The organism is Marinifilum sp. RC60d5 (assembly GCF_052400665.1).
Classification (GTDB): Bacteria; Bacteroidota; Bacteroidia; order Bacteroidales; family Marinifilaceae; genus JBQTGK01.
The window spans coordinates 402644-417909 of sequence record NZ_JBQTGK010000004.1 but is presented as its reverse complement, the minus strand read 5'-3'; the positions used below and the strand labels follow the sequence as shown (position 1 = coordinate 417909).

At 33.6% G+C, this 15266-nt stretch carries 10 protein-coding genes; 2 read left to right on the top strand and 8 right to left on the bottom strand.

From position 1 onward, the window contains the following. Positions 1–258: 258 nt before the first annotated feature. The 5 genes from ACT3CE_RS11825 to ACT3CE_RS11805 form a co-directional block, all read right to left on the bottom strand. Positions 259–2877: a carboxypeptidase-like regulatory domain-containing protein gene (locus ACT3CE_RS11825; protein ID WP_444709974.1), complete on the bottom strand. Its 2619-nt coding sequence runs from the start codon at positions 2875–2877 to the stop codon at positions 259–261. A gap of 105 nt (positions 2878–2982) precedes the next feature. Further along, entirely contained in the window at positions 2983–3813 is an 831-nt protein-coding gene (locus ACT3CE_RS11820) for a GLPGLI family protein (RefSeq protein WP_444709973.1), read from the bottom strand. Positions 3814–3869: 56 nt separating this feature from the next. After that, positions 3870–4691 carry a GLPGLI family protein gene (locus ACT3CE_RS11815; RefSeq protein ID WP_444709972.1) on the bottom strand — a complete coding sequence of 274 codons (822 nt, stop codon included), beginning with the start codon at positions 4689–4691 and terminating at the stop codon, positions 3870–3872. A 42-nt stretch (positions 4692–4733) separates the two neighbouring features. Then, positions 4734–5555: a GLPGLI family protein gene (locus ACT3CE_RS11810; protein ID WP_444709971.1), complete on the bottom strand. Its 822-nt coding sequence runs from the start codon at positions 5553–5555 to the stop codon at positions 4734–4736. Between the two features lie 465 nt (positions 5556–6020). Then, complete coding sequence (locus ACT3CE_RS11805) at positions 6021–6512, bottom strand: hypothetical protein (protein WP_444709970.1); 492 nt, start codon at positions 6510–6512, stop codon at positions 6021–6023. A gap of 512 nt (positions 6513–7024) precedes the next feature. Between ACT3CE_RS11805 and ACT3CE_RS11800 the strand changes: the two genes are divergently transcribed. Both ACT3CE_RS11800 and ACT3CE_RS11795 read left to right on the top strand, forming a co-directional pair. Continuing rightward, on the top strand, positions 7025–8404 hold the full coding sequence (locus ACT3CE_RS11800) for a sensor histidine kinase (RefSeq protein WP_444709969.1): 1380 nt from the start codon (positions 7025–7027) through the stop codon (positions 8402–8404). Between the two features lie 240 nt (positions 8405–8644). Continuing rightward, the gene (locus ACT3CE_RS11795) at positions 8645–9310 is read left to right on the top strand and encodes a response regulator (RefSeq protein WP_444709968.1); all 666 of its coding nucleotides are present in this window, start codon (positions 8645–8647) and stop codon (positions 9308–9310) included. 203 nt (positions 9311–9513) lie between these two features. Here the strand turns inward: ACT3CE_RS11795 and ACT3CE_RS11790 are convergent, their stop codons facing one another. The 3 genes from ACT3CE_RS11790 to rpoC all read right to left on the bottom strand — a co-directional run bounded on the left by ACT3CE_RS11790 (position 9514) and on the right by rpoC (position 15257). Continuing rightward, positions 9514–10347, bottom strand: a complete 834-nt coding sequence (locus ACT3CE_RS11790; RefSeq protein WP_444709967.1) for a M48 family metallopeptidase — start codon at positions 10345–10347, stop codon at positions 9514–9516. 187 nt (positions 10348–10534) lie between these two features. Beyond that, the gene (locus tag ACT3CE_RS11785; RefSeq protein ID WP_444709966.1) at positions 10535–10861 is read right to left on the bottom strand and encodes a DUF3467 domain-containing protein; all 327 of its coding nucleotides are present in this window, start codon (positions 10859–10861) and stop codon (positions 10535–10537) included. Between the two features lie 133 nt (positions 10862–10994). After that, a complete protein-coding gene (rpoC, locus tag ACT3CE_RS11780; protein WP_444709965.1) occupies positions 10995–15257 on the bottom strand; it encodes a DNA-directed RNA polymerase subunit beta' in 4263 nt (1420 codons plus the stop codon). Between the last annotated feature and the right edge of the window lie 9 nt (positions 15258–15266).

The following is a 15266-nucleotide window of genomic DNA, read 5'->3' as shown; positions in this document are numbered from 1 at the left end:
TTACTTTTTTAATAAGATTTTAATGGATCTTTTAGGGAAATGATAAAACTGTTATTATCCATGTTTTTTCTTTATACTCGTTGAATCTTGCTCTAACTTATTGGAACACCGATGACACCGATTTTTACAAATCATTTTTTCCCGTGTTTATTCTTTACATCCGTAAAATCTGTATTCCATTTTTGTAGAACACGAACAATACTGATCATACTGTTTTTAAGATTTTTTTTTATTTATACTCGTTTCATGTTATTTAAATCAGAATCTAAAAAATACGCTTGCCATTATAGTACGAGGTCGAATCATGTATTCTTTATCTACTCTAGTTAATGCATCATATATTGTGTAAGTGTATCTTTTTTGATCAAAAATATTTTTAGCCGCAAAATTCAACTCCCAACTACTGTTTATGCTATATGTAAATTCAGCATCGGCAAGAAAAAGATGTGTCGAAGTCGTACTTGATGGCCTGTTATTGTAGTGTTCACCCAATAGTTGAAAATACCATTTATTTTTATAAGCAAAATTTCCTGACAATACCTGAGAAAACATTTCTGAGGATGAATGGGTTCCTGTGCTGCTTACGGACAAACTTTCTTTCATATATTTCATTTCGTAAGAAACATTCAACCAGGAAAACATTCTCAATTTTACTTTAGGTTTCACATCCCACCTAGTAGATGAATAAGGGGTTTCAATGTCATTTTGAAAGGTGGTCCCACAAAAATCCATATACGAAGCACTTATGCTTAAAATATTATGAGGATTACTTAAGCCTTTGCTAATTTGCCCGTTTACCATCCACACTTTGGAGGTATTCTTCTGAGGACTAAAACCATTTATAATAAATTCGTCAATAAAAGATCGTTCTGAAATACGCTTGTTTGTATTCCACAAACGAATTACACTTGCATTCGCAAAAAATGCTTTTAAGGGTACTTTATAATAAGTACTCAACATCAAAGACTTCCGAAAGCCTGTATCGAAATTAAGAATCCCACGAGACAAGTTTCGATAATTTTGAAGCAACAAGCCCTTATAAAACTGCTGTTCTTCTATCGGCTGTTGAGCCAAGCTGCCAGAAAGTGAAGCTGATAAACGGGAGGTAAAATGATAACGCATATACAGTCGTGGTGCTATCATAAATTTGGAAACAGATTTCTTTTCATCTACTACATAATCTCGATACCAGTATGGAGAAAATGAAAAAGGAACATTAAACTTTGCTTCGAACCCATTATTTTTATATTCCAACTCTGGTCCAATAAAACCAGTTAGGTTATGTACATACAAATCATTTTCGACTTGCCCATAAGTATTCGGAATTCCCGACAACTTACTATCCATTTTTCGAATTAAACCTAAAACTCCCATTTTCATAGATAGAGTAAACGGTTTTAAATAAAATGCCAGCGATGTATTTGTATTTGTATAAAATACTGAGGAATTAATTTCCTGACGATCTTTATCGCCTTCCTTTACAACATCTAAATTCTGATGTTTTACCTGATAGGAATTATACGAATTTAATGTGTACGCACTATTTTCTGAACGTTTAATCAACTCGAAGTCATTGGAAAACGAACGATAAGGAGTTGATGCAGACTGATTATTAGGATATGTACCACTAATCGACATATCCATATCATCCCAATAGATATCGGCATTTAGATTGTTTTTAATATAATAAGAAGGTGTATTGGCATTCAAAATCACATTACCTGATAAATGATTTTGATGTGAAACAAACGATTCTCCTTCTTCATTTACAATAGTTGAATCAGTCAAGAAGTACTTGGCAACAGAATGTGCATTAGACTTTAGTCTGTTATTTGTATATGTAACCTGAGAAGTCAAATCAGCATCCTTCCCGAGACTCCAAAGGTTATTTGTACTAATTAGATGAGATTCATTAAAACGTACACGATCGGCATCAATATCGCTCAGGTAATCAGGCTCAACTTCCAAATAATCTTTCAAACTGTAAGATTTTGGAAAATTATTGTCTCTGCTATCAAAAGAGAATGAATTGGTTTCCTTTACAATATTGGTTCCTGTATTATTCGTTTTATAGGTGTTTAGGGTTTGCATTTTAGATGTAAACCGCATTCCCACAAGTTCTGTATTCCATAAAAACGGGTCAACACCATCACCCACACCAATATTTGCAGTACCTACCCAGCGTGCCTTAGCATCTTCCTTAAGTCGGATATTTATAGCAGGATTTTGAGAAAACGAAATGTCTTTTAATGCCTTTATGGGTTGATGATTTTCCATTACTTCCACACTTCCCACATCCTGATGATGAACATTATTGGTTGCCAAGCCGTAACGCCCACCCAGTAAATCTTTCCCTTCAATATAAAACTTGTTGATTGCTACACCATTATACTTTATTTCTCCACTTTCTTCAATCTCAATTCCCGGCATTTTTTTTAATACATCTGCCAGCGATTTATCTTCTACCCCAGCAAAACTTGAGGTCACATAAGTAATTGTATCTCCCTTTTCATGAATTCCCGGAGCTTTAACGATCACCTCCTTAATTTCAGTAGCTTTCTCGATCATAGCAATATCATAAATTTGCTGTTCTTTGTTCAGCACAACAGATTGTGATGCATAACCCAGTATAGAAAAATACAGCTTATAATCTTCTGAGAAATCAGATAACTTTATAGCATACTTACCATTTGGATCCGTTTGAGTGAATTTTACAACCTTATTTTCGGAGGAACGAATGGTTACCAAAACATGAGACAATGGAACTTTTGTTTTCTTATTTGTTACGCTTCCTCTTACAACAAATTCTTGTGCATTAAGATGCGAAACACTAAAAACAAATAGTAAGACACAACAATATTTTAATAAAAACCTCATAATTTTATATTCTAGATTTTAGAACGAACTCTATTTGCCCTAGTTAGACTTTATATCCAATAAATAATAATTACATAAAACAATCACTTATCCATAAGCCTTTAACTAATAATCTCGCTCAATTAAATCGTAGCGCATCATTTTTTGTGAAGAGTTACTTCCTAAATCAATACCAGTTTCCATTTCTATATAACCACCCACATTCATTAGGTAAGATTTTTTTGCTTTTAAGAATTCAAGTCGTTTTGTTTTTCCAAACTTCTTGCTCCCCACATATGTCTTACTAAACACAATTGGTTCTTCTTTTTTTTCTATACCTATTATTTCAAAGTTATATTGCTTACCAATATCATGCACCTCCATAATCAAACCAGGTAAACCTCCAAATTTCCAGGGACCATCGCTTATGGGAATTTCCAGTGTAAACCATGCCATCCATTGTCTGCCACGGAAAGTACATTTGGCAAGTTGACAGGAATTATCCAAAACCATTTTGGTACTATCCATAACTTCCCAGTTTTGTGCATTCAGCTCATCTTCATAAATATAATCCTGCAATGAGAGTCCGTCGGTAACTGTAATCTTTCCCTCAGGGTAATTTTTATACACATAAGTCTTCATTCGCTTGTGCGGATAATTAGAGGATGAAGCCCCTTCCTTATCCATTGCATCATTGAAGATCTTCCAAAATTTTTTGTCATAATTCGGAGTGCATAGTAAAGAGTCAACCTGATATGAGTAATAGCTATAACATTTAGAGCAATTATGCCCAATTTGAAGGTGCAATATATCATCTGACTTCTTGTGTGTTAGTGTATCTTTTAAGTACACAAATTCATAAACGCACTTCAAAAAAGATTCATCCAATTTTTTCTGTGCATTACAAAATAGCGAAGTTGTTAGTATGCCAATCGATAATACTATTTTTTTAAGCATGTAAAGAATAATTTGTAAAATTGTAACACCTTTTATATATGGAATAAATCCCCTTTTTAATAATCTCGCTCAATTAGATCGTAGCGCATCATTTTTTGTGAAGAGTTACTTCCTAAATCAATACCAGTTTCCATTTCTATATAACCACCCATATTCATTAGGTAAGCCTTTTTTGCTTTTAGAAATTCTAGTCGTTTCGTTTTTTCAAACTTCTTGCTCCCCACATATGTCTTACTAAACACAATTGGTTCTTCTTTTTTTTCTAAACCTATCATCACAAAATGATATTGCTTACCAATGTCATATATCTCCAAAATTAAACCTGGTAGTCCTCCAAATTTCCAGGGACCATCACTTATAGGAATTTCAGGTGTAAACCATGCCATCCATTGTCTGCCTCGGAAAGTACATTTGGCAAGCTGACAGGGATTATTCAAAACCATTTTGGTACTATCCATAACTTCCCAGTCTTGTGCATTTAATTCATCTTCATAAATATAATCTTGTGCCGAAAGTCCATCTGTAACTGTAATTTTTCCCTCAGGGTAATTTTTATACACATAAGTCTTCATTCGCTTATGAGGATATCCAGTATTGGTTTCAAATGCTTTACTTATAGCGCGTCTTAATACATCGTCTTTATTAGGCAAGCCAAATATCGAATCTACCTGATTACTATAATGGCTATAGCATTTAGAACAGGTATGCCCAATTTGAAGATACAACATATCCCCATCTGATTTTTTATATGATAATGTATCTTTTAAGTACACAAAATCATAAGCGCACTTCAAAAAAGATTCATCCAATCTTTTTTGTGCATTACAAAATAGCGAAGTTGTCAGTATACTAATCGATAGTACTATTCTTTTAATCATTTAAAAGTAAGTTTGTGATTTTCTTTATACTATTTCTTCAATCTAATAATCTCGCTCAATTAGATCGTAGCGCATCATTTTTTGTGAAGAGTTACTTTCTAAATCAATACCAGTTTCCATTTCAATATAACCCCCCATATTCATTAGGTAAGCCTTTTTTGCTTTTAGGAATTCTAGTCGTTTCGTTTTTTCAAACTTCTTGCTCCCCACATAAGTCTGGCTAAACACAATTGGTTCTTCTTTTTTTTCTATGCCTATTATCACAAAGTTGTATTGCTTACCAATATCATGCACCTCCATAATCAAACCAGGCAAACCTCCAAATTTCCATGGACCATCGCTTATGGGAATTTCAGGTGTAAACCATGCCATCCATTGTCTACCACGAAATGTACAACTAGCCAGCTGACAGGGATTATCCATAATTATTTTGGTGCTATCCAAAACTTCCCAATCTTGTGCATTCAGCTCATCTTCATAAATATAATCCTGCAAGGAAAGTCCGTCGGTAACTGTAATCTTTCCCTCAGGGTAATTTTTATACACAAATGTTTTTGATCTTTTATAAGGAAAACCATTAGTTGGAATACCTCCATTGGCCTCTTTTATTGCTTTTTTAAACAACATGCTCCACATTTCTTTGCCATTAGAGGTCTTTCTCAAAGAATCTGATTGAAAAGTATAATAACTATAGTTTTTAGAGATATCTTTTCCTATTTGCAAAATAATTAAATCATCCCTTACAATATTGTTTAAAGTATCAAATTTCCATTTCATACTATATTGACATACCCAATTGGTCTGTCCAAACTTATCATACACCTGGCATTTGGCATTTAATCCAAGGCCTAACAAACAACTCAACAATATAAATTTAATACACATAACTAAAGTTATCAAAAAAAAAACAAAGAGAGCGATTTGCTCCCCTTATTTACTGTTAACCATGTTTTAAAAACAATTATATTTTCTCTGAAAATAGGTGCGAATTAAAAATGCTTGTATCAACATTGGCTACCTCATTTATGCCATTGGATCATTTTAGGTTCCAAAATGTTCCGTTTAGGTCTTTTACTATTCCGTTTAGGTTCGAAACCGATAATTTGTGGTTCTTTAAGTTTCCGTTTGGGTTCTGTAAGCCAAAATTTGAGGTCTTCTACCCATATGTTTAGGTTCGGAACCGTAAATTTAGGCTTACAAAACCTAAACACTTCGATAAAAAACCCCAAAGATTATATTCAGAACCTAAAGGCTTCTATTGGCTATCCATCTGCTTCTATGCAGAACCATAATACTTCTATCGAAAACTCAATAATATAATTCGCGAACTTATTCCTGCTCACTTGTTTGCTCTTCATCGTTTTTTTGGGTACGACTAAAGAACTGTTTAAGATCCTTTTGTTTTGCCTCATAACCCGGCGCAGAAGTTCCTGTTTTATAGTTGGTGTAGGCATAATCATCCAAGGCTGCCTGATAATTGTCATGATCATACAAGATCTTCGCATTATTAACCCCAGTAAGCAGGTTTTCTAATCGAGCAACTATACCTTCCAAAACAGTACGACTATTAAAGTCATTTGTAAACTCATTCCAATCGACATCAGGGCTTTTTAAAGCCGGCTGATTTATGGCATAATCGTTCACTTTATTCACAAACAATTTATTTTGCTCGCTTATGCTACCATACTTACGGCGTTCATCACTACTCAGGTTACTCACCGTATCTGTCAATGCTGTCTCCAAACTTGCCAAACTTGCATTCACACTCTCTATTTGTTCAGCACTTAAATGTGTGTTATTCAAATTTTTTAAAGTACTCATATTTTTACCCTTTAAGATTTAATTAATATATACTTTAAGCTTTTTTCCAGCTATAATCACATCATAAAAATTTCTTTCATCCCCACCTTTTACTTTTGATAATTCGCACTGATTTAACTTTTCGAATACTTCAATACCATTTAACTTTTACATAATTTTAAATTTTTAAGTAATTAAAATGGTGATCTTTCTTCTTTAAATTTAGAATACAATTTCTAAATAAACGATTAGCTTTCTAATCGTACTCGGTGAGGAACCTAATCAAAATTAGCTGGGTTTGTTAATTGAAATACAAGCATTTTAATGAACAAATAAAAAAATGACAGTGCAAATAGAGAAAATATCAGCGTTAGCAAACATTTAATAAATTCATTTAATTCTCATCAAGTAATGAGAATTAAATGATGATTTTGATGAGAAAAGAGAGGCGTTTTTTTGAAGATCTTTTATAATTTAGAATAATTCTTTTTTAAAATATTTCATATTCTTAAAAAGAAAGATAATTTTACGTTATGAAAAGTAAATTATTTCAAAGGCTATTTGCAATAATGGTATTGGTACTTACAATGCTTATTTTTTCCCAGCTTATTTGGCTGCAGCAACAAATGGAACAAGAAAAACAAGCTTTTAAAGTAAAACTGGAAAATAGTTTGCAAAGCATGCTAAACTTTCATGCCCTGCAAGGATATAGTACTCCCGATTCCCCAAAAAACAATACTACCACAATTACCATTGAAGAAACCGAAGAAGAATCACAACCAAATTCTCCGAAACAATTAGGAAGTACAGAAATCAATACAAACAAGTACATTCCAAACTTCTCACTTCATAAAGCGTTTGAAGCTGCATTTACCGATATAAGCCTAAAAAGAAAAAAAATACAGTTAAGTGTTGTAGACTCATTGTTTCGACACAATTTTACAGGACTGAACTTTATAGAAAGTTACAGCATGCAGCTTTTAGAAAATGGAAAAACGATTGATAAGATATACTCTAATGAAAATATCACATTAAAACCGTCGCAAAATAATATCCACATAGCAATTACTTTGGGCACAAAAGAAATTTATGTTTTTACAGCCAATTTCAAACTAAGTACCTTACCCTTCTTACGCATAATGTTAATCTCTATCAGCATTGCAGGATTAGCCATTATTCTCGTGGTTATTTTTATGATTTGGTTGCTACTTAAATTTAAACAAAAAGCAAATCAGCTGCAATGGCGCGAGCAGGCCGTAAGTGGTATTGTACACGATTTAAAATCTCCCATATCGTTCACCTATACTTTTTTAGACTACCTGGCTGGTAAAGAGCAATCGGCACCAATGCAAAAGCAATTGAATAATGCCAGCACCAACATTGCTAAACTAAGCAGCAAAATAGAGCTAATTTTAACCTTGTTTCGTGGTAACAAGAAAGCAATAGCTATGGAGTACAAAGCTTATCCTCTTGCTGAAAAATGTGAGGAAATATTATCGGAATTGAATGTTATCTATCAGGAAAAACAGGCTAAATACACTGTAAATATTCCTAAAGATCTAAACATAGAAGTAGATCCTTTGTATTTTGAAATGGCATTACATAACCTACTCGACAATGCCTTTAAATATTCTAATACGCCTGCGAAAATAGACATTACAACAAAAAATGATAAAAATGAACTATTTATTTGTATCAAAGATTCAGGGAATGGTATTTCCAAAAGCGAACAAAGAAAAATTTTTCAGGAATTCTATCGTTCCAGCAATAATACAAAAGGACATGGCATTGGTTTATCGTTTAGCCGCCAAATTATAAAAGCCCACAAGGGGAAAATTAAATTGAAAAGTAAAATTGGAGAAGGCAGTACTTTTTGTATTGAATTACCCTTAAAACAGTGTACAACAGCATAATTTAGAAATTCTTCCCTATTAGGGAAGCCGCGATAACTATCGGAATGTAATAGCCCAAAAGGTATATTTGTGATTAAATATCTCTTATTTCACCCTTTACCATAAAAATAAAATTCAGGTAGAAAATACAATAAGTAATCTATTATTATTTAATTAATTCTGTAATTTTAATTCTTGATTCACATAAGCAGTAAGAAAATTTCAATTAAATCACAACTGATAACCGACAACTAAATTAAAATGAAGGTACTATTTGTAGATGACGATATTAATTTAGGCAATTTCATAAGTAATGTATTGGAAACAGATTACAATTATAGTGTACATTTTCAGAACACTACGCTTGGAATCATACCTATTATTGAAGATTTCGCTCCTGATATTGTTATTTTAGATGTAGAAATTGGGGAAAAGAATGGCATTGATACAGCAAAAAATATCATTGCTAATTATCCACAAATACCCATACTGTTTGTATCCTCACATACCGAAGAAGAAATGATTACAAGAGGAATAGATGTAGGAGGTAATGCTTATATCCCTAAACCCATTTCTATACCAATTCTGGTCTCTTATATCAAACGTTTTACGACTCAAAAGCAATCTAAAGCATTTGTGTTTACCTCTGACTACAAACTTAATTTAAATACTAACGAATTGTTTTATGAGAATATATTGGTAAAAAAATTAAGTCCTTTCGAGAAAAACACATTGGAATTATTGATGAAAAATCCTAATCAGGTAATTAGTCAAAAACAAATTGCAGAAAAGCTTTGGGATATAACACAAAAACAAAATATTTCTAGCATACAAAATACTTTATCTAGTTTACGGGAATTATTTAAAGAAAATAATTCTATTAAAATTGATACGATAAGAGGGGTTGGGTATGTGCTTAATGTTTAGATAAGCCTTTTAATAGGACACGAATCACACTGATCATACGAATTTGCTCAAATCAATTATATCCTTATTTATTCATTAGATCCGTTAGATCTGTGTTCCTTTCGGTCATTGGAAAACATATTTTTTTAAATAGCGCCTCTTTACCAGAATTAAATAGTAAACCTATTTCAATCTTAAACTTTAAAATTAAATATAATTGATTATTATTTTTTAATATTATTTATCCTTTTTTCTAAACTTGGATGGTTAGAATTCCCTTTTGTAAATTTGCCTCCTGTTATTTCATCTAGTTTTGTTAATGAATCTATCATTGCACTTCTATCATAATGATTTGCAGAATATTCATCTGCATAGTATTCAAAGTAAAAAGAAACTTTGTTAGGAATAAACCAAAATAAAAGACCACCAATACCTCCTACCAATGCAACTAGCAGACCTTCCACAAACACAACTGTATTATGAAGCTTTAGAATTTCTGAAAACATGACAAAAAATATAGTTTGCAATATGATGTTAACAAAAAAAAGTTTGAGAATATGTTTTCTTTTATGATGACCTATTTCATGATAAATGATTGATTTTAATTCAGCCTTAGTTAATTTTTCTTTTAGATTATTTCCAACTATTATTATTTTATAAAAAGGAATTATTCCTGTCGCAAGTGCATTAGAAACAAATTGATCAGTAAACAGAATTTTATAGTTATATCCTTCTGTTTTTAATTCATCCTCTAATTTATTGTCCCTACAATATTTTTTTGCCTTAAATAAGTATTTTAAAGGATTAATAATAAACCAATAAGATGAAATAATAGACGCCATTATTATAAAAAGAATAATTTTATAATTAATTGAATCAAATATTGTAGAAATCAAAGAGAACATAATTCCGATAAAAAGGGAAGCACCAATAAACGATATAAGATTCTCTTTGAATGGTGGTTTATTTTTCTCCTTTGATAAGAAATAAAGAACAACAAATTGAACTAATAAAATTGTGAAGATTAATATCGTATATAATATAGCTTGTTTTATCATTTATTTTCTTTTATCAATACCACTTTATATTATCACTTACATCTATAAAACCTGTATTCTGTTTCTGTAGAATCAAATAACTCCTACCAAGAGAATTCTCCCCATCTTTATGCAAAAAGCGCAAAGAATAAATAATCCTTTACGCTTTTGTATGTTTTTTTAGGCAGAGCATGACAAAATGAATCTTTTATGCTTGTCCTGTTGGTCCAAAGCCCATTGGAATTACTGGTCCTTGTGGTCCCTGATTGGGATCTACATTTTTAATGGGGCCATTCATAGCTTCGAACTTTTTAATATTATCCTGTAAAGCTAACATAAGCCTTTTAGCATGTTCTGGTGTTAAAATAATTCTCGATTTCACATCTGCTTTAGGTACACCCGGCATTACTCTCACAAAATCGACTACAAACTCCGAAGAAGAATGTGTAATCACCGCAAGGTTAGAGTAGGTTCCCTGAGCCACATCTTCTTTTAACTGTATATCAATTTGATTAGATTTTTTTTGATCACTCATCTTAAGTTCTTTATTAATTTTATAATTTGCTATAGGTAAAATTAGGAAATATATTTTGAAAATGACTTCTATTCTGAACAATAAAAAAGGGTGTCTCCAATGGAAACACCCTTTACTATATCGAATTCTGTTTTTAGAAATCTGATTTGTTCTCAAGAAGTTTTTCGTATTCTTCTTTAGCTCCAACAACAACATCTTTGTATTCTCTTAAACCTGTACCTGCAGGAATTAAGTGACCACAAATAACGTTCTCTTTCAAACCTTCCAATAAGTCTGTTTTACCACTAATAGCGGCTTCATTCAACACTTTGGTAGTTTCCTGGAACGATGCAGCTGAGATAAAACTCTTAGTTTGAAGAGCTGCTCTGGTAATACCTTGCAAAATCTGGGTAGATGTTGCAGAAATTGCCTCACGCGCTTCTACTAATTTCATATCTCTACGCTTTAAGATTGAATTAACATCTCTAAGCTTTCTTGCAGTAACAATCTGTCCAGCTTTCAATTCATCAGAATCACCAGCATCAACAACAACTTTCTTACCGAAAATTTCATCATTCTCGCGCATGAAAACCATCTTGTCGATAATCTGTTTTTCTAAGAATTTAGTATCACCCGGATCAGCAATAACTACTTTACGCATCATCTGACGAACGATAATCTCAAAGTGTTTATCGTTAATCTTCACACCTTGCATACGATATACATCCTGTACCTCGTTCACGATATATTCCTGAACTTTTGTAGGTCCTTTAATCGATAGAATATCGGCTGGTGTAGTAGCTCCTTCTGATAAAGGAGTTCCTGCTCTTACGTAGTCATTTTCCTGAACAAGAATCTGTTTTGAAAGAGGTACAAGGTACTTCTTAACATCTCCTGCTTTGGTAGTAACAACGATCTCACGATTACCACGTTTAATCTTACCAAAAGTAACCTCACCATCAATCTCAGAAACAACTGCAGGATTAGATGGATTACGAGCCTCAAATAATTCGGTAACACGAGGAAGACCCCCTGTAATATCACCTGCTTTACCAAGAGCTCTAGGAATTTTAACTACCGATTCACCCGAGGCAACCATCTCACCTTCGGCAACAGAAATATGTGCACCTACAGGTAAATTGTAAGATTTAAGAATTTCTCCTGAAGAATTTAAAATCTTAACACTTGGGTTTTTCGTTTTATCCTTAGATTCAACAATTACTTTTTCAGCAAAACCAGTCGCTTCATCAGATTCTTCTTTATAAGTAATACCTTCAATTAAATTCTCAAAAGTAACCTTACCAGAAAACTCAGTAACGATCATTGCATTATATGGATCCCATTCACAAATAAGATCACCCTTCTTAACATCCTGACCATCCTTAATATACAATTTAGATCCGTAAGGAATTGTATGGGTAGTCAATGTAATGTTTGTATTTTTATCAATAATACGCAATTCTGCCAATCGACCAATAACAACGTCGTACTTATCTCCTTCTTCAGGAGTATGCTCAACAGTTCTTAATTCTTCGAATTCAGCATAACCATTGTATTTAGACTCTACAGAGTTTTCAGCAGAAACGTTACCCGCGGTACCCCCTACGTGGAAGGTACGAAGAGTAAGCTGTGTACCCGGCTCACCAATAGACTGAGCTGCAATAACACCAACTGCCTCACCTTTTTGAACAGCCTTACCTGTTGCCAGGTTACGACCATAACATTTGGCACAAACACCTTGTTTCGATTCACATGTCAATACGGAACGAATCTCTACTCTCTCAATTGGAGAATTCTCAATTCTTTCAGCAATTTCTTCGGTAATCTCAACACCAGCTTCAACAATTAGTTCACCTGAGATAGGATCATATACATTGTGAACTGTAGTTCTACCTAGGATACGTTCGTAAAGAGAAGCCACAACTTCTTCCTGATTCTTAATAGCAGTTGCTGTTAAACCTCTTAGAGTACCACAATCTTGCTCATTAATAATAACATCCTGAGCAACATCAACCAAACGACGAGTTAAATAACCCGCATCAGCTGTTTTCAGTGCCGTATCTGCCAAACCTTTACGAGCACCGTGAGTAGAGATAAAGTACTCTAGTACCGATAGCCCTTCTTTAAAGTTCGAAAGAATTGGATTTTCAATAATCTGTCCACCTGTAGCACCCGATTTTTGAGGCTTAGCCATCAAACCACGCATACCACCTAACTGACGAATCTGCTCTCGAGAACCACGGGCTCCTGAATCAAGCATCATATATACGGAGTTGAAACCATCATTATCAGAGGTCAACTGAGTCATCAATGTTTGAGTTAAATTCGCATTTACATGTGTCCAGATATCAATAATCTGATTGTAACGTTCATTATTGGTAATGAAACCCATGTTGTAGTTATTCAACACTTCTTCTACCTGAGCATAACCATCAGCTACTAAAGATTCTTTTTCAACAGGAACCTTAACATCGGCAAGGTTAAACGAAAGTCCACCTTCGAATGCCTTACGATATCCTAAGTCTTTAATATCATCAAGGAATTGCGCACAAGCATCAACTCCACATTTTTTAAATACGTATCCAATAATATCACGAAGCGCTTTCTTAGTAATCAATTGATTTAAGAAACCTGCTTTTTTAGGAGTAAACTGATTTAAAATGATACGTCCAACAGTAGTCTCTAAAATAGTATCTACTAATTCGTCGTTTTCATTCAAATCTTTTACTTTAACCTTAATATTCGCATGTAGACTTACTGCTTTTTCATTAAAAGCAATCATAGCCTCTTCTGCTGAGTAAAAAATTAAACCTTCTCCTTTTGCACCTTTTCTTGGTTTGGTAATGTAATATAATCCCAATACCATATCCTGAGAAGGAACAGTTACCGGAGCACCATTAGCAGGATTCAAAATATTGTGAGAACACAACATTAACATTTGAGCTTCTAATACTGCTTCATTACCAAGTGGCAAGTGAACCGCCATTTGGTCACCATCGAAATCGGCATTAAAACCAGTACAAGCCAATGGATGCAAACGGATTGCCTTACCTTCGATCAATTTTGGCTGGAATGCCTGAATACCCAAACGGTGAAGAGTTGGAGCACGGTTAAGAAGAACCGGATGTCCTTTCAGTACATTTTCCAAAATATCCCAAACAACAGGGTCTTTTCTATCTACAATTTTCTTTGCAGATTTTACTGTCTTAACAATACCTCTCTCAATCAATTTACGAATAACAAAAGGCTTGTATAGCTCAGCTGCCATATCTTTTGGCAAACCACATTCGTGCATTTGTAAGTCTGGACCTACAACAATAACCGAACGAGCAGAATAGTCAACACGTTTACCCAACAAGTTTTGACGGAAACGACCTTGCTTTCCTTTCAATGAATCTGAAAGAGATTTTAAAGGGCGGTTATTTTCTGTCTTAACAGCATTTGATTTACGTGAATTATCGAATAATGAATCAACAGATTCCTGAAGCATACGTTTTTCATTACGCAAAATTACTTCCGGAGCTTTGATTTCTATTAATCTTTTTAAACGATTGTTACGAATAATAACTCTTCGATACAAATCATTCAAATCTGAAGTTGCAAAACGACCTCCATCCAATGGCACTAATGGGCGCAACTCTGGTGGAATTACAGGAACAACTTTTACAATCATCCATTCAGGACGATTGATTCCCTGTGAATCGCGGAAAGCCTCAACTACCTGAAGACGTTTTAATGCTTCATTTTTACGTTGCTGCGAAGTCTCAGTATTTGCTTTGTGACGCAAATCATAAGATAATGCATCAAGATCTAAACGACCTAGCAAACTGTACAAAGCATCTGCACCCATTTGTGCAATAAACTTATTCGGATCATCATCATCCAAATACTGATTCTCAGCAGGAAGCGCGTCAAGAATATCAAGATACTCTTCCTCGGTTAAGAAATCTAAGTATTTTATACCATCAGCAGATTTAATACCAGCATTAATTACTACATATCTTTCGTAATAAATGATAGAATCAAGCTTCTTGGTTGGTAATCCCAAAAGATAACCGATTTTATTAGGTAAGGATTTAAAATACCAAATGTGTGCTACTGGTACAACCAACTGAATGTGTCCCATGCGCTCTCGTCTAACCTTTTTCTCGGTTACCTCTACTCCACATCGGTCACAAACAATACCGCGATAGCGGATACGCTTATACTTACCACAATGACACTCATAATCTTTAACAGGACCGAAAATTCTTTCACAGAATAATCCGTCACGTTCCGGCTTATAAGTACGATAATTGATGGTTTCAGGCTTTAAAACTTCCCCACTGGATCTTTCTAAAATCTCTTCTGGAGAAGCAAGACTGATAGAGATTTTTGTAAAACTACTCTTTACTTGTTTATCTCTTCTGAATGCCATATGTTGAAA

Excerpts from the sequence above, each read along its gene's own strand:
- ACT3CE_RS11815 (WP_444709972.1), bottom strand. The coding sequence starts at position 4,691 with ATGATTAAAAGAATAGTACTATCGATTAGTATACTGACAACTTCGCTA.
- ACT3CE_RS11800 (WP_444709969.1), top strand. The coding sequence starts at position 7,025 with ATGAAAAGTAAATTATTTCAAAGGCTATTTGCAATAATGGTATTGGTA.
- ACT3CE_RS11790 (WP_444709967.1), bottom strand. The coding sequence starts at position 10,347 with ATGATAAAACAAGCTATATTATATACGATATTAATCTTCACAATTTTA.
- ACT3CE_RS11795 (WP_444709968.1), top strand. The coding sequence starts at position 8,645 with ATGAAGGTACTATTTGTAGATGACGATATTAATTTAGGCAATTTCATA.
- ACT3CE_RS11805 (WP_444709970.1), bottom strand. The coding sequence starts at position 6,512 with ATGAGTACTTTAAAAAATTTGAATAACACACATTTAAGTGCTGAACAA.
- ACT3CE_RS11825 (WP_444709974.1), bottom strand. The coding sequence starts at position 2,877 with ATGAGGTTTTTATTAAAATATTGTTGTGTCTTACTATTTGTTTTTAGT.
- ACT3CE_RS11820 (WP_444709973.1), bottom strand. The coding sequence starts at position 3,813 with ATGCTTAAAAAAATAGTATTATCGATTGGCATACTAACAACTTCGCTA.
- rpoC (WP_444709965.1), bottom strand. The coding sequence starts at position 15,257 with ATGGCATTCAGAAGAGATAAACAAGTAAAGAGTAGTTTTACAAAAATC.
- ACT3CE_RS11785 (WP_444709966.1), bottom strand. The coding sequence starts at position 10,861 with ATGAGTGATCAAAAAAAATCTAATCAAATTGATATACAGTTAAAAGAA.